Origin of the sequence: Streptomyces sp. SID13726, assembly GCF_010548375.1 — a bacterium.
GTDB lineage: Bacteria > Actinomycetota > Actinomycetes > Streptomycetales > Streptomycetaceae > Streptomyces.
Map to the genome: position 1 here is coordinate 161,722 of NZ_JAAGLY010000016.1, position 20,018 is coordinate 181,739.

Genomic DNA, 20,018 nt, shown 5'->3' on the forward strand with positions numbered 1-20,018 from the left:
CAGACGTATGAGTTCTCTGCTGCTCCTGACCAACGCACTCCAGCCGTCGACGGAGGTGCTGCCGGCCCTCGGTCTGCTGCTGCACAACGTGCGCGTGGCTCCGGCGGAAGGCCCAGCCCTCGTCGACACCCCGGGTGCCGACGTCATCCTCATCGACGGGCGCCGTGACCTGCCCCAGGTGCGCAGCCTGTGCCAGCTGCTGCGCTCCACCGGGCCGGGCTGCCCGCTCGTCCTGGTCGTGACCGAGGGCGGCCTCGCCGCGGTCACCGCCGACTGGGGCATCGACGACGTGCTCCTGGACACCGCGGGCCCTGCCGAGGTCGAGGCGCGGCTGCGCCTGGCCATGGGCCGCCAGCAGATCGTCAACGACGACTCCCCCATGGAGATCCGCAACGGCGACCTCTCGGTCGACGAGGCGACGTACTCCGCGAAGCTCAAGGGCCGGGTCCTCGACCTCACTTTCAAGGAGTTCGAGCTCCTCAAATACCTCGCGCAGCACCCTGGCCGCGTCTTCACGCGCGCGCAGCTGCTCCAGGAGGTCTGGGGCTACGACTACTTCGGCGGCACCCGGACCGTGGACGTGCACGTACGACGGCTGCGCGCGAAGCTCGGCCCCGAGCACGAGTCGCTGATCGGGACCGTCCGGAACGTCGGTTATCGATTCGTTACGCCCGAGAAGGGCGACCGGTCGGGCGACGAGGCGAAGGCCAAGGCGGACCGGGCAAAGACGGAGGATGCGGACGAGAGCGCCGCCCTCGAAGGCGTGGAGGCGTAGCGGACCCCGCGCCTGGGCATGGCTCCCGCACCGACGCACCCACGGAACCCTCACAGCGGGAGCACAGGGAGCGTCTTCACGCCCTGCCCAGAGCGGGTCCATCCGCGTAGACTCCGCGCGTGGCCAAGGTAACCAGGGATGATGTGGCGCGGCTGGCGGGTACGTCCACCGCCGTCGTCAGCTATGTCATCAACAACGGACCCCGGCCGGTCGCCCCGGCCACGCGCGAGCGTGTCCTCGCCGCGATCAAGGAGCTGGGGTACCGGCCCGACCGGGTCGCCCAGGCGATGGCGTCCCGGCGCACCGACCTCATAGGCCTGATCGTGCCGGACGCGCGCCAGCCGTTCTTCGCGGAGATGGCGCACGCGGTCGAACAGGCCGCGTCCGAGCGCGGGAAGATGGTGCTGGTCGGGAACTCCGACTACATCGGCGAGCGCGAGGTCCACTATCTGCGGGCGTTCCTCGGCATGCGGGTGTCCGGCCTGATCCTGGTCTCGCACGCGCTGAACGACAACGCGGCCGCCGAGATCGAGGCGTGGGACGCCCGGGTCGTGCTGCTGCACGAGCGGCCCGAGGCCATCGACGACGTCGCCGTCGTCCTCGACGACCTCAACGGCGCGAAGGTCGCCGTCGAGCACCTGCTGGGCCACGGCTACCCCTACGTCGCCTGTATGGGCGGCACCGCCGACACCCCCTCCGTGGGCGACCCCGTCTCCGACCACGTCGAGGGCTGGCGGCGGGCCATGGAGGACGCCGGGCTCCCCACCGAGGGACGGCTCTTCGAGGCGCCGTACAACCGCTACGACGCCTACAAGGTGGGCCTGGAGATCCTCGCCGGGCCGCAGCGGCCGCCCGCGATCTTCTGCTCCACCGACGACCAGGCGATCGGCCTGCTGCGGGCCGCGCGGGAACTCCGTATCGACGTGCCGGGCGAGCTCGCGGTCATCGGCTTCGACGACATCAAGGAAGCGGCGCTGGCGGACCCGCCCATGACGACCATCGCCTCGGACCGCTCCGCGATGGCCCGGTCCGCGGTGGACCTCGTCCTGGACGACGGCCTGCGGGTCGCGGGGTCCCGGCGGGAGCGGCTGAAGGTGTTCCCGACCCGGCTGGTCACGCGGCGGTCCTGCGGGTGCGAGTGAGTTTCCTGAGAGCCGTCTGAGAACACCTGGCCGGAGGCCAGCGGCGGCTTTATATCGGGCATACGAGGTTCTGCCGGGCTTCTCAGGGAGCACTCAGCCAGCTCTCATGGTGGGGCGACAAGCTTTTTGCCATGACCGAGAGCTTCCGCCGCGACGGCGAGTACGAGCAGTACGAGAACCCCTACCAGGGCGCCCAGCAGCAGCACGCTTCGTCGCCCGTGAACCCGGAGTGGCCGCCCCCGCCGGCGCAGCCGCCCGCCGCCTTCGCCACCGGCGGTGACGGCAACGGCGGAACCGCTCTCCTCACCGCACCCCCCGCCGAGCCCGCGGCCCCCGCCCCGAAGCGGCGCACCCGCGGCCCCCTCGCGCTCCTCGCCGCCGTGGCGATCGTCGCCGCGGCCATAGGCGGCGGCACCGCCTACGGCATCCAGGAGCTGACCGGCAACGACACGGTCGCCTCCAGCAGCACCAGCACCAACGTGGTGCCGTCCTCCGCCAAGGGCACCGTCTCCGGCGTGGCCGCCGCGGTCAGCCCGAGCATCGTCGAGATCAACGCCAGCTCCAACGCCGGTGAGTCCACCGGTTCCGGCGTGATCATCACCAGCGACGGCGAGATCATCACCAACAACCACGTCATCTCCGGCGCCTCCTCCATCAAGGTCAGCACCAGCGACGGCAAGACCTACACCGCGCAGGTCGTCGGCACCGACAGCAAGAAGGACCTGGCCCTGATCAAGCTGGAGAACGCCTCCGGCCTGAGGACGGCCACCCTCGGCAACTCCTCCGGCGTCCAGGTCGGCGACCAGGTCGTGGCGATCGGCTCCCCCGAGGGCCTGACCGGCACCGTCACCAGCGGCATCGTCTCGGCCCTGAACCGCGACGTCACCGTCTCGACGGACGAGAGCCAGGGCCAGCAGCAACAGCAGCAGGGCGGCGGCTGGCCGTTCGAGTTCGGCGGTCAGCAGTTCAACGGCGACACCGGCTCGTCCACGACGACGTACAAGGCGCTCCAGACCGACGCGTCCCTCAACCCGGGCAACTCCGGCGGCGCGCTGATCGACATGAACGGCAACATCATCGGCATCAACTCCGCGATGTACTCGGCGGCGGACTCCTCGTCTTCCTCCAGCGCCGGCAGCGTCGGCCTCGGCTTCGCCATCCCGATCAACACCGTCAAGGCCGACCTCGCCACGCTGCGCGCCGGCGGCTCCGACAGCTGACCCCCTCGTCACGCCCGTAGCGCTCGTCACGCCCGTAAGGAGTACGTCATGATCCAGCAGGTTTCGCACACGGTGGCCGGCGGCGACCCGGCCGGGTTCGCCCTGGCCCTCGAAGTGGCGTACGCACTGCACGCTCCCGAGCCGCGGGCACCCGAGGTGGCCGGCGCGGCGCCGGCCCGCCGGAGCGGCACCGCCGCCCGCGCCCGCCGCCGTACCGTACGCGGCTGACCCGTGGGACAGCTCGACCTTCAGCGCCAGCGGGGAACCGTGCGAGGCTGAAAGCGTTCAGTACCTTCAGTCCGCCGTTTCCCACCGCACCCGAGGAATCCGAAGCCATGAGCCCCGCCGAAGGCGACCGTGACCCCCAGCGCATCCTGATCGTCGACGACGAGCCGGCGGTGCGTGAAGCACTCCAGCGCAGCCTCGCCTTCGAGGGCTACGACACGGAGGTCGCCGTGGACGGCGCGGACGCGCTCGACAAGGCCACCGCGTACCGGCCCGACCTCGTCGTCCTCGACATCCAGATGCCCCGCATGGACGGGCTGACCGCGGCCCGCCGCATCCGGGGCGCCGGGGACACCACGCCGATCCTGATGCTGACGGCCCGCGACACGGTCGGGGACCGGGTCACCGGCCTCGACGCGGGCGCCGACGACTACCTGGTCAAGCCGTTCGAACTGGACGAGCTGTTCGCCCGGGTCCGGGCGCTGCTGCGGCGCAGCTCTTACGCGGCGGCGGCCGGGGCGGGGGCGGTGGAGGAGGACGAGGCGCTCGCCTTCGCCGACCTGCGGATGGACCTCGCGACACGCGAGGTCACGCGCGCGGGACGGCAGGTGGAGCTGACCCGCACGGAGTTCACGCTCCTGGAGATGTTCATGGCCCACCCGCGCCAGGTCCTGACCCGCGAGCAGATCCTCAAGGCCGTCTGGGGCTTCGACTTCGAGCCGTCGTCGAACTCCCTGGACGTGTACGTGATGTACCTGCGCCGCAAGACGGAGGCCGGGGGCGAGCCGCGGCTCGTGCACACGGTGCGGGGTGTGGGGTATGTACTGCGGCAGGGTGGGGCGGAGTGAAGAGCGTAGGACGGCGTTTCCGGTCGCTCCCGATCCGCGCCCGGCTGTCGATGCTGGTCGCGGCGGCGGTGGCGTTCGCGGTGGCGGCGGTTTCGGTGACGTGCTGGTTCATCGTGCAGGGGAAGCTGTACGACCAGGTCGACGGTGACCTGAAGGAGATGGCGAGCAGACCGGGCACGGTCCAGTCGCTGCTCCAGAGGTGCACGCAGACCCCGGAGAAGAACACCCAGGTGTTCCCCGGTCGCAACGACTACGTCCAGGCGATCAAGGCGGAGGGCGACCCCTGCGTCGACCCGAACTCACCGGGCACGGTCGAGGTGACCGGCGCCGACAAGCACGTCATCGAGAAGGCGAACGCCGACACCCTCTACTTCCGCAACGGCACCGACGCCGACGGCAACTCGGTGCGGGTGCTGACCCGTTACCTGGGCGTCGACCAGAACGACTCCCGGGGAGTCGCCCTGGTCCTCGCCTCCCCGCTCAAGGGAACCCAGTCCACGCTGAACGAACTCGCGCTGATCCTCCTGCTCGTCTCCGGTGTCGGGGTGCTCGGGGCCGAAGGCGCGGGGCTCGCCGTCGCGCGGGCGGGACTGCGGCCCGTCGACAAGCTCACCGAGGCCGTCGAGCACGTGGCCCGCACCGAGGACCTGAGCATCCGTATCCCCGTCGAGGAAGCGGCCGAGGACGAGATCGCCCGCCTCTCCAGGTCCTTCAACTCGATGACCTCCTCGCTCGCCAACTCCCGTGAGCTACAGCAGCAGTTGATCGCCGACGCCGGGCACGAGCTCCGGACCCCCCTCACCTCCCTGCGCACCAACATCGAACTCCTCACCCGCAGCGAGGAGACCGGCCGGCCCCTCCCCGAGGCGGACCGGAAGGCGTTGCTGGCCTCCGTGAAGGCGCAGATGACCGAACTGGCCTCGCTGATCGGCGACTTGCAGGAGCTGTCCAGGTCGGAGGGGCAGCGCGGGGAACGCGTGCAGGTGGTGTCGCTGGAGGACACCGTGGAGTCGGCTCTGCGCAGGGCGCGGCTGCGAGGCCCGGAGCTGACGATCAACGCGTCGCTGGAGCCCTGGTACACCCGCGCGGAGCCCGCCGCGCTGGAGCGCGCCGTGGTCAACATCCTCGACAACGCCGTGAAGTTCAGCCCCGAGGGCGGCACGATCGACGTCCGGCTGACGGACGGCATCCTGACCGTCCGCGACCACGGCCCCGGTATCCCCGCCGACGAACTCCCCCACGTCTTCGACCGGTTCTGGCGCTCCCCGAGCGCCCGTGCCCTCCCCGGCTCCGGCCTCGGCCTCTCCATCGTCGCCCGCACCGTGGAACAGGCCGGCGGCCAGGTCACCCTGGACCACGCCCAGGGCGGCGGCACGATCGCGACCGTACGGCTGCCGGGGGCGCCGACGCCGCCGCCGGAGACGCCCACGGCCTGAACAGGCGGCAACCTTCCGTGCGAGGGCGGCGACTGCACTGCGGTCCCTACCCCCCGCACGGAACGGATTGCGCATGAGTGAGATCAGTGGCAAGGCACGCCACCGCCGCAGGAAGACGGCTCTCGTGGTCGGTGTCCCGCTCGCGCTGAGCGCCGCCGGTGTCATGGGCTACGGCATGATCCCCGGCACCCAGTCCCCGGCGTCCGCCGCGACCGCCGCCCCGGCCTGGGCGACGGACGTCGCGGACGGGTTCGCGTCCGTCAACGCCCTCGGCCAGAACGGGACTTACGGCGGCCGGGACGGCCGGACGGTCACCGTGCGGACGCTCGCCGATCTGGAGAAGTACGCGACGGCGAGCGAGCCGTACGTCATCGTCGTCGCCGCGGCCATCACCATGGACCCGGTCGGCAAGGAGATCAAGGTCCAGTCGAACAAGACCATCGTCGGGTCCGGGACGTCCGGGCACATCGTCGGCGGCGGCTTCTTCCTCGGCCAGGGCGTCCACAACGTCATCATCCGCAACCTCACCATCCGGGACGCCTACCAGGGCGTCTGGAACGACAAGGAGCACGACTTCGACGCCATCCAGATGGACGGCGCCCACCATGTGTGGATCGACCACAACGACCTGCGCCACATGGCCGACGGGCTCATCGACAGCCGCAAGGACACCACCTACCTGACCGTCTCCTGGAACAGACTCAGCCAGGAGAACAAGGCGTTCGGCATCGGCTGGACCGACAACGTCACCGCGGACATCACGATCCACCACAACTGGATCCGCGAGACCGAGCAGCGCAACCCCTCCACGGACAACGTCGCCCACGCGCACCTCTACAACAACTACCTGGAGGACGTGGCGGGGACGGACATCAAGTCCTCGTACGGCAACTACTCGCGCGGCGCGACGAAGATGGTGCTGGAGAACTCCTACTTCCAGGGCATCGACAACCCCGTGATCAGGGACAGTACGGCGAGCGTCGTCCAGAAGGGCAACACCTTCGTGGGGACGAGCGGCAGGAACGAGAGCGGCGGCACCGCCTTCGACCCCCGGACGTACTACCCGTACACGCTGGACAAGACCGCCGACGTGCCGGCGCTGCTCAAGTCCGGTGCGGGGCCGCGGAGTTCGATCGGTACGACGGCCGCCGTCACCAAGTCCGCGGCGGCCACCACGCTCACCGTCGCCAAGGACGGCAGCGGGCAGTACTCGACCGTGCAGGCCGCTGTGAACGCCGTACCCGCGGGCAACGCGTCGCGGGTGGTCATCTCGGTCAAGCCGGGGACGTACCGCGAACTCGTCAAGGTGCCCTCCAACAAGCCGCACGTGACGATCCAGGGGTCGGGCGGCAGCCGCAACGACACGGTGATCGTCTACAACAACGCGTCCGGCACGCCGAAGCCCGACGGTTCGGGCACCTACGGCACGGGCGGCAGCGCGACCGTCGCCGTGGAGGCCGACGACTTCCAGGCCCGCAACCTGACGATCTCCAACGACTTCGACGAGAAGGCGCACCAGAACATCGCCCAGCAGGCCGTCGCGCTGCGCACCGCCGCCGACAAGGTCTTCCTCGACGGGGTCATCGTCAGCGGCGACCAGGACACGCTGCTCCTGGACACCGCGGCCAAGGAGAAGCTGGGCCGGGTCTACATGGCGAACTCCTACGTCGTCGGCAACGTCGACTTCGTCTTCGGCCGGGCCACCGCGGTGATCGACAGGTCGGTCATCACGCTGAAGAAGCGCTGGGACGGCAGCTCGGCCGGGTACGTCACCGCGCCCAGCACGGCCGCGAACCGCAAGGGCTTCCTCATCGTGGGCTCGACGGTCAACGGTGACGTCTCCGCCGCGAGCTTCTACCTGGGCCGCCCCTGGCACGCCGGCGGCGACGCGACCCTGGACCCCCAGACCACGGTCCGCAACACCTCCCTGAGCGCCGCGGTCAAGTCCACTCCCTGGACCGACATGAGCGGCTTCTCCTGGAAGGACGACCGCTTCGCCGAGTACAAGAACACCGGCACGGGCGCGGGCCCCGCAAGCACCGACCGCCCCCAACTGACCGACGCACAGGCCTCCGCCCAGGAGACCGCGGACTGGCTGGGCGACTGGACCCCGAGCACGTCCTGAGATCAACGGAAGCCGAGCACGAGTCAGCGAGCGGGGCCGCCCCGCAAGCCGTTCAGGCCCCTGCTCGAACGTAGTGGGACCGGAGGACCCGGTGTCCCGGTGCCCTGGTCCTCCCCCGGGCGGGGCCCGTCCCCAGCTCAGCCACATCCCCCTGCAAGCCCCAGCACAGCCCTCCACCCCAGGGTTGGCCGGATGGCGGAGAAGATTCTGCTGGCCGACGACGACGTGGACGTGCGGGAGGGGATCGGCCGGCTGCTCAGGTTCGAGGGGTACGAGACGGTGCTCGCCGAGGACGGGCGGGTGGCGCTCGATCTGGTGGGGGCCGGGGCCGATCTCGTGTTGATGGACGTCTCCATGCCCGGTCTCGACGGGCTGGCGGCGACGCGCCGGATCCGGGCCTCCGGGTCCACCGTGCCGATTCTGATGATCACCGGACGGGACGCGGTCGGCGACCGGATCGTGGCGCTGGACAACGGGGCCGACGGGTACCTGATGAAGCCGTTCGCCCCGGAGGAGCTGCTCGCGCGGGTCCGGGCCCTGCTGCGGCGCACCGCGTCCGCCCCCGCGCCGCCCGTCCGGCCCCCGGCACAGCTGGTCTTCCAGGACCTCGCCGTCGAGACCCGCACCCGCGTCGTGACCCGGGCCGGGCGGCACCTGGTGCTGACCCGGACCGAGTACGAACTCCTCGTCCACCTGATGCGCCATCCGGGCCGCGTGCTCAGCCGCGCCCATCTGCTCCACGCGGTCTGGGGCTTCGACTTCGAGCCCGCCTCCAACACCCTCGACGTGTACGTGATGTACCTGCGCAGAAAGCTGGAGAGCCACGGCGGACCGCGGCTCATCCAGACCGTGCGGGGGACGGGTTACAGCCTGCGCAGCACCATCGTGTCCTCCGGCAGCGGGCCGAGGAGACGGGCGTAGGAGCCTCGGCGGGCGACCAGTTCGGCGTGGGTGCCCGCCTCCACCAGGCGTCCGCCGTCCACGACCAGGATGCGGTCCGCGTCCGGGGCCAGGCTCAGATCGTGGGTGATCATGATCGTCGTACGGCCGGACATCAGCCGGCGCAGTGGCTGGACCACCTGGCGGGCGGCCACCGAGTCCAGGCCCGCGGTGGGTTCGTCGAGGACCAGGACGGGCGCGGCCCGGAGCATCGCGCGGGCGATGGTGATCCGCTTGAGCTGGCCGCCGGAGAGGGCCGCCGTACCCGGGGCGATCTCGGTGTCGTAGCCCTCGGGGAGCGCCGCGATGAAGTCGTGGGCCACGGCCGCGCGGGCCGCCCGCTCGATCTCCGCGTCGCTCGCGCCCGGCCGGCCCGTCTCGATGTTCTCGCGGATCGTGCCGTTGAGGATCAGCGTCTCCTGCGGGAGCAGGGCGATCTGCTCGCGCAGGAACTCCAGGTTCAGATGCGTGAGCGGGACGCCGTCCAGGGTGATCACGCCCGCCGAGGGGTCGTAGAAGCGGGTCAGGAGCTTGGACAGGGTGGACTTGCCCGCGCCGCTCGGGCCCGTGATGATCACCAGCTCGCCGGGGGCGGCCGTGAAGGACACGTCGGTGAGGGAGGCGCGGGGCGCGTTCGGGTAGCGGAAGTCCACGCCGTGGAAGCCGACCCAGCCGCGGACCGGCCAGGCGGGGACGGGTTCGGCCGGGTCGCCGACCGACGGCTTGGCGTCCAGGATCTCGTTCAGGCGCTGGGCGCCCGCGGTGGCCGCGGTGAGGGTGAGACCGAGCTGGCCGAGGTTGCGGACCGGCGGGTACAGGTAGCCGATGAAGGCGGCGAAGGCGAGGAGCTGGCCGAGGGTCATGCGGTCGGCGGAGATCTCCCAGACGCCCAGGCCGATGACCGACAGGACGCAGAGCGTCTCGACGACCTCGACGAACTGCTCGTACATCTCGCTGAGCCGGGCGCCCCGGACGCTGGCCTTCATCCAGGCGCGGGCCTCGCGGTCGAGGCGCTTCTCCTCGTCGCGGCGGCGGTTGTACGCCTGCGTGAGCACGACGTTGCCCAGCGACTCCTCCACCACGGAGGTGATCGCGCCGTCCGCGACCCGCTCGTCCTGCGAGGCCTCCTTGATCCGGCCGGAGAAGCGGCGCGCGGCGAACAGGAACAGGGGCGCGAGGACGAAGGTGGCGAGGGCCAGGTCCCAGCGCAGGTACAGGGCGGCGGCCGAGTAGAAGACGGCCGAGAAGGCGGCGGCGATCGTGCCGACGACTCCGGACACGACCATCTGCTCGATGGCCTCGACGTCACCGGTGAGGCGTTCGACCAGGTCGCCCTGGCGGTGCTTCTGGAAGAAGTGCGGGGGCAGGTCCTGGATGTGCCGGAAGACCTTCGCGCGCAGCCGGAGGACGAATCTCTCGGCGGTCCAGGTCGCGAGGGAGTTGCCGAAGTAGCCGACGAGCGCGCCGAGCGCGGCCACGGCGAGCCAGGCGCCGGCCGGGCCCCAGAACGCGGAGAGCGAGCCGGCCTTGAGCGCGGTGTCGGTCAGCTCCGCGAAGAGCAGGATCGCGGCGGTCTCGGCGAGCGCGGACACCACCACGCACGCGACGATCGCCGCGAGCCACTTGCGGTCGCCGCGGGTCAGCGGCCAGAAACGGCGGAAGGCCTCACGGACTTCCCTCATGACGACTCCCTTTCAGGTACGGCGGTCCCCGGCACGGGAGACGGCCGAGGCGGGGCCCCCGGCGCGAGACGCGCTCGCCAACCGGTGACCCCGCCTCGTGGCGTTGTGCCTCAGCCCTTGTGAGCGATCGGGCGACGCTTCGGGGCAGCCTTCTTCGCGGGCTTCTTCTTCGGCGCCGGGGCGGGCTTGGCGGTCTTCTTGACGGGGGCGATCTTGTGGAAGCTCATGCCTGAATCCCTCACTGTCCTGGTTCTGCAACAGTTCCTCTACCGATCTGCTGCAACTACTTATGAATGAATTTGATTTACTTCAGTGAATTCTGTGTCAGCCCTTGTGGGCGACCGGGCGGCGCTTCGGCGCGGCCTTCTTCGCGGGCTTCTTCTTCGGCGCCGGGGCGGGCTTGGCGGCCTTCTTGACGGGGGCGATCTTGTGGAAGCTCATGACCATGTCCTTCTTTCCGAGGTTTTCAGGGAGTTTTAGCCGGGACTTACTTCTGGCCGACCGGGCGGCGCTTCGGCGTGTGCTTCTTCGGCTGGGCCTTCTTGGGGGCCGGAGCGGGCTTGCGGGTCTTCTTCACCGGGGCGATCTTGTGGAAGCTCATCATGCTCTCCTTTGCGTTTGTGTCGTTCGCTGTCGACATGGAAAACATTACGGCATTCCCCTCGCCGAAAAAGCCTTTTGGCCTTAGACCTCAATAAGACTGGATGTGCGTCGCCTGAGAATCGAATGGCTGACACAGAATTTAAGGACGGACATCTGCGGACCTCTACGGACCGACCGCCAGTCCTGAGCCCGCGATCCGGACCCGGATGCCGTCCCGCTCCACCCGTACGTCCCGCAGCCGCAGGTCCCCGCTCGGCGGTTCGGGCAGCTGGAAGCCGAGCGAGAGCCGGTCGGACAGCACCGGGCGGGTCAGCCGGGAGAGGGCGTCGAGGAGTGCCGGGTCCAGGCCCAGCCGGTCCAGGAGCTCCGGGTGGGCCAGGGCGAGGTCGAGGAGGTTGAGGCGCATGGCCTGCCGTACGAACTCCGGGCGGCCGGTCAGCCGGGCCAGCGCGGTGTCGGACCGCTGGGCCTCGCGCACATCGGCGTCGGGTACACCGAGCGCGCGCACGACGGACGGCACCGCCAGCACGGCACGGGCCTTGCGGGTCTCGCGGGACAGGGCGTCGGCGGACGCGCGGGTCAGATGCAGGCCCTGCGAGGCGCGGCTGCCGGGCCGGTAGGTCGCCAGGTCCCCGATGTCCAGGCGCATCCCGCCGATCCGGGTGGCGACACCCCGCTCCCCGTCCCGCGCCACCCGCACATCGGCCCGCAGCCGCAGCTCGTGCCCGGCGACCGGGAGAGTCCCGCGCACGGCGACCCGGTCCCGGCCGGAACCGCTGAACGTCACCTGGGACGCGCCGAGTTCACGGTTCATGTCGGCGAAGGAGAGCAGGGCGTCCCCGCGCAGCTCCGGAACACGGGCCCCGCGTACGGAAGTCGGGCCGTCGCCGTCGAGCCGGATGTCACGGGCCGTCGCCGACACCGCGGCCAGCGTGACCCGGTCGGCGGCCACGTCCGGGACGGTCACCTTCACCGACTCCAGGCGCCGGCCCACGAGTTGGGACAGGAAGGGGAAGCCGCCGATCTCGACCTCGGGTGCCGCGGACAGCCGTAGCCGCTGCTTGAGGGTGTCGGCGGCCTTGTGCTCGGCGTAGAGGACGGCCCAGCGGTCCGCGAGGGTGAGGAAGGCGGTGAGGGTCAGCAGCGCGACGGCCGTCTTCAGCGCGAAGCGGCCCCGTCGACCCCTCCGCTTGGTGCGGCGGTGGGTCGGCGGGGCCGGAGGTGCTTCATATGGGTGGGGATGCGTGGGTATGTGGTGGGGGGAACGCATCGATCCATCCGATCATGCGTGGACCCCCCACCCGCAACCCGCCCAGGGACTCTGCGACTCAGCTCACGGTGTCCGAGCGATCTACTGAACGGTCTCCGAGCGATCTACTGAACGATCGTGATCCGGTTCGCCGCCGGCGGCGCGATCGGGCTGCCCGCCGAGGAGTTGGCCGTCAGGTAGTCCACCAGCGCGGCGAGGTCGTCGCCGCCGACCAGGTCGTTCGTGCCCTGGCCCAGCGTGGTGAAGCCGTCGCCGCCGCCCGCGAGGAAGCTGTTGGTCGCGACGCGGTAGGTGGCCGCCGGGTCGATGGCCGTGCCGTCGAGCCGCACGGAGTCGGCGACGATCCGGTCCGCGCCGGCCTTCGTCAGGTCCAGCGTGTAGGTGAGGTTGGCCGACGGCAGCAGGATCTTCGGCGAGGCCGCGTTCGACCCGCTCACCTGCTCCTGGAGCACCTTGACCAGCTGGGCGCCGGTGAAGGTCTGGAGGTTCACGGTGTTGGAGAAGGGCTGCACGGTGAAGCCCTCGGCGTAGGTCACCACGCCGTCGCCCTCGGTGCCCTTGGCCGCGTAGGTGAGGCCCGCGCGGACCCCGCCCGGGTTCATCAGCGCGAGATCGGTGTCCGGGTCCAGCGTCCTGCCGTACGCGAGCTGCGCGTCGGCGATCAGGTCGCCCATCGGCGACTCGGTGCCGGTGCTCGGGACGTCGGCGGAGATCCAGCCGACCGCGCGGTTGCCGATGGGCGCCGCGAGGGTGTTCCACTTGGTGATCAGCTGGGTCATGTCCGGCGCCTTGGGGACGGTCCGGGTGACCACGTGGTTCGCGGACTTCACGGCCGTACGGGCGATGTCGCCGGTGAAGCGGTCGTACGTCAGCGTGGTGTCGGTGTAGAGCCGGCCGAAGGAGGCGGCCGAGGTGACCATGCGGGGCTTGCCCGCGGGGTCGGGGATCGTGCAGACGTACGCGGCGTGGGTGTGGCCGGTGACCAGGGCGTCCACGGACGGCGAGATGTTCTTCGCGATGTCGACGATCGGGCCGGAGATGCCGTCGCCCGCGCCCGGGGAGTCGCAGTTGTAGTTGTACGAGCCCGAGGCGGGCTGCCCGCCCTCGTGGATGAGGGCCACGATCGACTTCACGCCCTGCTTCTGGAGCACCCGGGCGTACTTGTTGATCGTCTCGACCTCGTCCTTGAACTTCAGGCCCTTGACGCCCTCGGCGGAGACGACCCCGGGGGTGTCCTCCAGGGTGACGCCGATGAAGCCGACCTTGACGTCCTTCTTCTTCCACACCCAGTACGGCGCGAGGATCGGCTTGCCGGTCTTCTCGCTGAGGACGTTCGCCGCGAGGTAGGGGAAGTCGGCGCCCTTGAACTTCTTGTCGGTGTAGCAGCCCGCGGTGGGGTGGCAGCCGCCCTTCTGGAGCCGGGCGAGTTCCTTGGCACCCTCGTCGAACTCGTGGTTGCCGACGGACGTGACGTCCAGGTCGAGCTTGTTGAGCGCCTCGATGGTGGGCTCGTCGTGGAAGAGGCCCGAGATCAGCGGCGAGGCGCCGACCATGTCACCACCGGCGGCGGTGACGGAGTACGCGTTCCCCTTGCGCGCCTCGCGCAGGTGGGTGGCGAGGTACTCGACACCGCCCGCGTCGATGGTCTTCGTCGTCCCGTCGGCCTGGAGCTCGGTGACCCGGCCCGAGGAACCGGCCGGCGGCTCCAGGTTGCCGTGCAGGTCGTTGAACGACAGCAGCTGGACGTCCTGGTAGCGGCTCGGCAGCGGCTTGCCGTGCTTGTTGTCGTGCGCGCCCGCGGGCAGGGCGGCGGCGGGTGCGCCGACGGTGGCGAGCGTGGCGGTCGCGGCGACCAGTCGATAGGTACGACGTCTGCGGCGACCGGCGTCCGACTGGTCCGACTGCGCCGGCCGGCCGGGCTGGGATGTGGCTGGCATTAGCCCCCCTGTGCTTCTGCTGACTCTGGTGAGGTTGGCCCCGTTCCCGGCGCAGCCTAGGGTCAACGCGCGTAGCGCGACAGAGGTTTCATGGTTACATCCTGGTTGCTTCTTTGCTGCCGCTTTGCCCGGACCTCCCCTTACCCTCGTAGCCATGACCAGCGACGACATCGCACACCCCGGTATCTCCCGCTCCATCGAGACCCTTTCGGCGCTCTCGCCGGAACAGACCGAGACCGTCCTCGGGCTCCTCGGCGAGGCCGCACAGGCGGACGGCCAGCAAGCGGTGTCCGAACAGGGCCGGTTGCAGCTGCGGGGCGGTGCCCGCGAAGGCGTGTCCCATCTGCTGCTGAGCCTCGGCGACGAACTGATCGGCTACGCGCAGCTGGAGGACACGGACCCGGTGGAGGCACCGGCGGCGGAGCTGGTCGTCCACCCGGCCCACCGCGGCCGCGGCCACGGCCGCGCCCTCGGCTCGGCGCTCCTCGCCGCCTCCGGCAAGCGGCTGCGGGTGTGGGCCCACGGCGGCCACAGCGCGGCCCGCCATCTCGCCCAGGTCCTCGGCCTGACCCTGTTCCGTGAGCTACGGCAGATGCGGCGCCCGCTGACCGGCCTGGAGCTGCCCGACCCGGTGCTCCCGGCCGACGTGACGGTCCGCGCGTTCGTCCCCGGCGAGGACGACACGGCCTGGCTCGCGCTGAACGCGGCTGCCTTCGCCCACCACCCCGAGCAGGGGTCCCTGACCCAGCGCGACCTGGACGACCGCAAGTCGGAGCCCTGGTTCGACCCGGCGGGCTTCTTCCTCGCCGTCCGCTCCGGCGAGCCGATCGGCTTCCACTGGACCAAGGTCCACGCGGCCGAACAGCTCGGCGAGGTCTACGTCCTCGGCGTCCGCCCCGGCACCCAGGGCGGCGGCCTCGGCAAGGCCCTCACCACGATCGGGCTCCGCCACCTCGCCGCACAGGGCCTGCCGACGGCGATGCTGTACGTCGACGCCGACAACAAGGCGGCGGTGTCGGTGTACGAACGACTCGGTTTCACGACGTACGAGACGGATCTGATGTACCGCACGGAGACGTGATGGCGGGGTGTGCGGGGGCGGGGCCGCTCAGGCCGGCGCCGGCCGGGACCGTCGCTCCGTACCCGTCCCGGTCCCGGGGCCCGTCCCCGCCTTCCCCTTCCCTCGCCCCCGCCGCAACGGCTCCGGCATACACACCCCCCACACCACGACCGCGCCCGCCAACAACACGGCCCAACGACCGTGTGCCGCCTGCCAGTCGGGGTCGCCCGCCGGGACGAACAGGTCCCAGCGGGCCGGGACGAGGAGGGCGGCCAGGAGGGCGACGGTGAGAAGGGTCGCCGCGATCGAGGGGCCCGGTTCGGGTTCGTCGGTGAAGCGGACGGCGACGGACGCGAGGGCGAGGGCGAGGGCCGCCGTGGTCACGGCCTCCAGGGTGATCGCGCCGACCGGTGGCCGGGACGGCGCCGGGACCAGGGCCAGTACAGCCGCCCACCACACCGCGGCGAGCGGCGCCACCAGCGCCACCCGCAGCCCCGCCCGGACCCAACGCCGGGTCGGGACAGGGGTGGTGAGCTGCCGGGCCGGGTCGTCCAGGAGGAACGCCAGCCCGAGCGCGAGGACCAGCGCGGCGGCCCGGAGCAGGTTGAGGCCGAGCCACGCGTCGGGCGGGCTCGACACCAGCCGCGGAAACCCCACGACCAGCAGTCCTACGACCGCCCCCGCGCCCACCGCCCGCCACGGCAGGGTGCGTGCCACGGCCCCCACCAGCGCCCGGCGGGCACCTTCGTCACTCCTCCGCACAGTCCTTCGCCCCCTTCGGCACCTCGGCGCCCAGCACCTTCGCGACCTGGGTCGTGGAGACCCCCGAAGCCGTCAGCTCGGCCCAGTGCCGCTGCACGGCAGCCGTCACCTCACCGCGCGGCCGGCCCAGCAACTCCCGTACGACATCCGTCTGTTCGGCCGACATGGACAGTCCGCTGGTCGGGGCGAGGACATAGGCCGAGCCGGTGACGCTGTCGTCGATGCGGACGTTCCTGAGTTCACCGAGGGGGTGGGAGGCCCCGCCCAGGGCGAGCCACATCGTGGTGACCACCCGTCCGTCGCACAGGTCGCTGCCCTTGGACTCGGACCCGGCGACCAGCACGGAGGCCACGCCGACCGCGAACTCCGGGATCCGGTTGCCGCCCCACCGCGTGCCCACGGTCACCTGGTCCGGCGCGGTGAACGGCTCGATCGCCCCCTCACCGCTCAGCCCGTAACGGGCGTCGACCCGCTGCCGTACGAGAAGGGGCTGCCGGGCCGCCGTACCGCCGGCCAGCGACTGGACCCGGTCCACGACCCCGGCCCAGGTGCCCGTGTGCCCGGTCCACTCGGGGAAGGCGCAGTAGGTCGAGCCGCCGCGCGTCACGCACGACTGCTCCTTCTGCGGGGAGACCGTGGCCCGCGCCCGGGCGGCCGCCAACTCCGGTGACACGCCCCCGGACTGGCCCACCACACCGGCCAGCGTCAGCGCGAGCGCGCCCGCCGTACCGGCCTTCAGCCACAGTTCCCGGCCGCCGCTCACCAGCACCGCGCCGAGCGCCAGCAGCAGGAACAGACCGGTCAGATACAGCGCGTGCCAGGCGGCCGGGCGGCCGACGAGGTCCGACGGGAGCACGGTGTCGCCGCTGCTCTCGCTGACGATCGGCGACAGCCAGCGCGACCACGCCGCGTCGTTGGTGGCCTCGGAGACGAACAAGCTGAGGACGACGAACGCGATGACCCCGAACGGGGCCGCGAAGGTGGTCGGGATCAGCCGGGCCAGCAGCACGCCGATCGCGCCGCACAGCAGGACGTACAGCGGTCCGACGGCCAGTTCGGCGGGCGAGGCATGGCCCACCGCGCCCGCCCTGAGGGCCTGCCGGGCGAACTCCGCGAGCACGACCAGCGCGGTGAACACCGCGAACGGCACGATGGACAGGATGTGCGCGACCGTACGCCGCCAGCGCTCCATGGCCAGTACGTCGAACTGCCGGTCGGTGCCCCGGCGCCGGGACCGCAGCGTGCACCGGTTGACGCACACGAACAGGCCGATCCCCAGCAGCAGGGGTCCGCTCTGGGTGCCCCGGTCGACGTTCTGGAGCGCCGGGAACGCGTCCATGCCGTCCTTCGAGTGGAACAGCGTCCACGCGGTCCAGCCGACGTACAGCAGCAGGGTCGCGAGCACCGGGATGTACCGCAGCAGGTCGCGCGTCTCGAAGCGGGCGAGGGCGAGGACGGCCGCCCAGGAGCGGCGCGGGGCGTCCTCGTGCGCGGCGGCGGACTCGGCCGCCGTCTCCATGGCGAGGCTCATGCGGCCGTCACCTCCGCGCCCGCGTCGTCGAGGGTGAGCAAGTAGCCGTCCTCCAGGGTGGGTTCGAGGAGGTCGGCACCGGCGGGCGGGTCGCCGACGTTGCGGAAGGAGCCGGTGCCGGTGCGCCAGCCGGCCTTGGCACCGGGGGCGCGTTCCGTGCTGCTCCAGACCCGGCCGTCGGCCCGGGCGGTCAGCTCGGCGGGGGTGCCCTCGAAGAGGATGCGGCCCTGGGCCATGACCAGGACCCGGTGGCAGAGCATCGCCACGTCCTCGGTCTGGTGGGTGGACAGCAGGACCGTCCGGCCCTCTCCGGCCTGAGCGATCAACTCCCGGAACCGCATGCGCTGTTCGGGGTCGAGTCCGACGGTCGGCTCGTCCAGGACGAGGAAGCCGGGGTCGCCGACCAGGGCCGCGGCGAGCGCGACCCGCTGCCGCATCCCGCCGGACAGCCTCTTGATCCGGCGGCCCCGGACGTCCCCGAGGTCGACCTCGTCGAGCACCCGGCGCACCTCGCGGTGGCGGGCGGTGCGGTCGGCGAGTTCCTTGAGGATCGCCACGTAGTCGACGAACTCGAAGGCGGAGAAGTCCGGGTGGAGCCCCGGGGTCTGCGGCAGATAGCCCAGCGAGCGCCGGACCGACTGCCGGCCGCGCGAGGTGCCGGGGTCGACACCGAGGACGGTGAAGGAGCCCCGGTCGGCGGGCACGGAGGTGGCGAGCACCCTCAACAGGGTGGTCTTCCCGGCCCCGTTGGGCCCGAGCAGCCCGGTCACCCCCGGCGTCAGCGACAGCGACACGTCGTCGAGGGCGCGGGTGCCGCCGTAGCGCAGGCTGAGCCCGGAGGCGGAGACGGTGGCGGTCATTCGGCGCTCCCGTTGAAGAGATCGAAGCGGTCACGGAGAAGGAAGAGCGGCCCGGCCGCACCCTCCACGGCACAGGCCCCGCCCACACGCGGACCGAGCCCGGCGGCGGGAACAACGGCGGTCATCCGGCGCTCCCGTTGAAGAAGTCGAAGCGGTCACGGAGGAGGAAGAGCAGTCCGGCGGCGAGCACGGCGATCGCCGCGGACACGCTCTGCCCGGCCGTGGTGAAGGGTGCGAGCGGATCGGCCGAGGTGTGCTGCGCGGACTGCGCCGCCAGCAGTACGGCCACCCAGGCGCCGCCGACCAGGGACGGCGCGATCACCGGACCGAGCCGGGGGGTGAGCGCGAGGCCGGTCGCGGTGAGGGCGAGCGCGGGCAGCAGCCAGGCCAGGGCGCGCAGGCCGTAGCCGGGCAGCGCGAGGGTGGCGAGGCCGTTCAGTCCGAGGCCGGTGACCAGCACGGCGAGCGTGCGGATCATCAGCAGCCGGAAGCCGTGCATGGGGGCGACGACGGCCATCTCGTAGGTCGGGTCGAGCGTGGGGCCGTAGGACAGCGCGACGCCGGCGAGCGGCAGCAGCGGGGCGAGCGCGAGGAACAGGGTGGGCGAGGCGGCCGTGTGCACCGCGCCCACGGTCGCCACCAGCAGGAACAGGACGGCCGCGAGCCAGGAGCGCCTGAGCACCGGCGTGGCCGCTAGCAGCCGCGCGGTGTGGTCGGCGATCCCGGCCCGCGTCAGCACCGACTCGAACCACCCCGGCCGGGGCGCGTCCAGCTCGGCGTCCAGCCGCTCCCACCCGGCGTCCAGCGCGACCGGGTCGCTCACATCGGCGAGCGCCCCCCGGCACCGCGCGCAGGCGGCGAGGTGGGTGTCGGCGGACCAGAGCAGCGGGGCGGCCAACTCGCCCTGGGCGTAGGCCCGCAGGTCTTCTTCGGCGACATGCCAGGTACTCATGCGAGGGCCTCCCTCAGCTGCTTGCGGGCGCGCATCGCGCGGGTCTTGACCGTGCCGGGCGGGATACCGAGCAGGACGGCGGCCTCGCGGGTGGTCAGGCCGTCGATGACCGTGGCCTGGAGGACCGCCCTGAGCTCCGGTGACAGCTGGACGAGGGCGCCCGCGAGGTCCCCGTGCTCCACCCCCGCGAGCACGCGCTCCTCCGCGGACACCTCGTCGCGGTGGCGCAGCCGGGACAGGGCCTGCCTGAGCCGCCCCCGCGCCCCGTCGCCGCGCAGTGCGTCGATCAGCCGCCGCGACCCGATCCGCCACAGCCACCCGGCCACATCGCCCTCCTCGCGGTATTTGGCGGTGCCCCGCCAGACCGCCAGGAACGTCTCCTGTACGACGTCGTCGACCAGGCCCGGATCGGCGCACCGGCCGCGCAGCCTGGCCAGCAGCCAGGGCGCGTACCGCCGGTACAGCTCCTCGAAGGCGCGCCGGTCCGCGTCCGCGGCGATGGCCCGCAGCAGATCTCCGTCGCTTCTCGTTTCCCTCACGTCCCTTCATCGGACGACCCCCGCCGACCGGTTCACCGGCGACAAAGAAATCACGCTTGACTTTCGCGGCCCTCTTCCACCACCCTTTCACTACTCAATTAGTGAAAGGGTG

At 71.4% G+C, this 20,018-nt stretch carries 17 protein-coding genes; 9 read left to right on the forward strand and 8 right to left on the reverse strand.

Annotation, left to right across the window (positions count from 1 at the left end):
- Positions 1-7: 7 nt before the first annotated feature.
- The 8 genes from G3I78_RS33410 (at position 8) to G3I78_RS33445 (ending at position 8,692) form a co-directional block, all read left to right on the forward strand.
- Positions 8-775: a response regulator transcription factor gene (locus tag G3I78_RS33410; protein ID WP_164431563.1), complete on the forward strand. Its 768-nt coding sequence runs from the start codon at positions 8-10 to the stop codon at positions 773-775.
- Between the two features lie 119 nt (positions 776-894).
- Positions 895-1,917, forward strand: a complete 1,023-nt coding sequence (locus G3I78_RS33415; RefSeq protein WP_164431565.1) for a LacI family DNA-binding transcriptional regulator — start codon at positions 895-897, stop codon at positions 1,915-1,917.
- Between the two features lie 131 nt (positions 1,918-2,048).
- A complete protein-coding gene (locus tag G3I78_RS33420) occupies positions 2,049-3,137 on the forward strand; it encodes a trypsin-like peptidase domain-containing protein (protein WP_164431567.1) in 1,089 nt (362 codons plus the stop codon).
- Positions 3,138-3,185: 48 nt separating this feature from the next.
- Complete coding sequence (locus G3I78_RS33425) at positions 3,186-3,365, forward strand: hypothetical protein (RefSeq protein WP_164431569.1); 180 nt, start codon at positions 3,186-3,188, stop codon at positions 3,363-3,365.
- Between the two features lie 107 nt (positions 3,366-3,472).
- Positions 3,473-4,210 carry a response regulator transcription factor gene (locus G3I78_RS33430; RefSeq protein ID WP_164431571.1) on the forward strand — a complete coding sequence of 246 codons (738 nt, stop codon included), beginning with the start codon at positions 3,473-3,475 and terminating at the stop codon, positions 4,208-4,210.
- A complete protein-coding gene (locus G3I78_RS33435) occupies positions 4,207-5,646 on the forward strand; it encodes a HAMP domain-containing sensor histidine kinase (protein WP_164431573.1) in 1,440 nt (479 codons plus the stop codon). The genes G3I78_RS33430 and G3I78_RS33435 overlap by 4 nt, the downstream gene beginning before the upstream one ends.
- Before the next feature lie 73 nt (positions 5,647-5,719).
- Positions 5,720-7,771: a pectinesterase family protein gene (locus G3I78_RS33440; RefSeq protein WP_164431575.1), complete on the forward strand. Its 2,052-nt coding sequence runs from the start codon at positions 5,720-5,722 to the stop codon at positions 7,769-7,771.
- A 192-nt stretch (positions 7,772-7,963) separates the two neighbouring features.
- Positions 7,964-8,692, forward strand: a complete 729-nt coding sequence (locus G3I78_RS33445) for a response regulator transcription factor (RefSeq protein WP_164431577.1) — start codon at positions 7,964-7,966, stop codon at positions 8,690-8,692.
- On the opposite strand, the gene G3I78_RS33450 is transcribed toward G3I78_RS33445, so the two are convergent.
- The 3 genes from G3I78_RS33450 to G3I78_RS33460 form a co-directional block, all read right to left on the reverse strand.
- Positions 8,635-10,392: an ABC transporter ATP-binding protein gene (locus tag G3I78_RS33450; RefSeq protein WP_164431579.1), complete on the reverse strand. Its 1,758-nt coding sequence runs from the start codon at positions 10,390-10,392 to the stop codon at positions 8,635-8,637. The two genes, G3I78_RS33445 and G3I78_RS33450, sit on opposite strands and share 58 nt — an antisense overlap.
- A gap of 766 nt (positions 10,393-11,158) precedes the next feature.
- Complete coding sequence (locus tag G3I78_RS33455; RefSeq protein WP_164431581.1) at positions 11,159-12,265, reverse strand: DUF2993 domain-containing protein; 1,107 nt, start codon at positions 12,263-12,265, stop codon at positions 11,159-11,161.
- A 104-nt stretch (positions 12,266-12,369) separates the two neighbouring features.
- On the reverse strand, positions 12,370-14,202 hold the full coding sequence (locus tag G3I78_RS33460; RefSeq protein ID WP_164431583.1) for a bifunctional metallophosphatase/5'-nucleotidase: 1,833 nt from the start codon (positions 14,200-14,202) through the stop codon (positions 12,370-12,372).
- A 154-nt stretch (positions 14,203-14,356) separates the two neighbouring features.
- Here G3I78_RS33460 and mshD point away from each other — a divergent pair, with 154 nt between their 5' ends.
- Positions 14,357-15,283 (forward strand): mycothiol synthase, encoded by a 927-nt coding sequence (mshD, locus tag G3I78_RS33465; RefSeq protein WP_164431584.1) that lies wholly within the window; start codon positions 14,357-14,359, stop codon positions 15,281-15,283.
- Between the two features lie 27 nt (positions 15,284-15,310).
- Here mshD and G3I78_RS33470 read toward each other — a convergent pair whose 3' ends face one another.
- The 5 genes from G3I78_RS33470 to G3I78_RS33490 form a co-directional block, all read right to left on the reverse strand.
- A complete protein-coding gene (locus G3I78_RS33470; RefSeq protein ID WP_343243918.1) occupies positions 15,311-15,979 on the reverse strand; it encodes an ABC transporter in 669 nt (222 codons plus the stop codon).
- Positions 15,980-16,010: 31 nt separating this feature from the next.
- A complete protein-coding gene (locus G3I78_RS33475) occupies positions 16,011-17,555 on the reverse strand; it encodes an ABC transporter permease (RefSeq protein WP_164431585.1) in 1,545 nt (514 codons plus the stop codon).
- A complete protein-coding gene (locus G3I78_RS33480; RefSeq protein ID WP_164431586.1) occupies positions 17,552-18,415 on the reverse strand; it encodes an ABC transporter ATP-binding protein in 864 nt (287 codons plus the stop codon). Before G3I78_RS33480 ends, G3I78_RS33475 begins: the two co-directional genes overlap by 4 nt.
- A 121-nt stretch (positions 18,416-18,536) precedes the next feature.
- The gene (locus G3I78_RS33485) at positions 18,537-19,367 is read right to left on the reverse strand and encodes a zf-HC2 domain-containing protein (protein ID WP_164431587.1); all 831 of its coding nucleotides are present in this window, start codon (positions 19,365-19,367) and stop codon (positions 18,537-18,539) included.
- A complete protein-coding gene (locus G3I78_RS33490; protein WP_164431588.1) occupies positions 19,364-19,906 on the reverse strand; it encodes an RNA polymerase sigma factor in 543 nt (180 codons plus the stop codon). The genes G3I78_RS33485 and G3I78_RS33490 overlap by 4 nt, the downstream gene beginning before the upstream one ends.
- Positions 19,907-20,018: the final 112 nt, after the last annotated feature.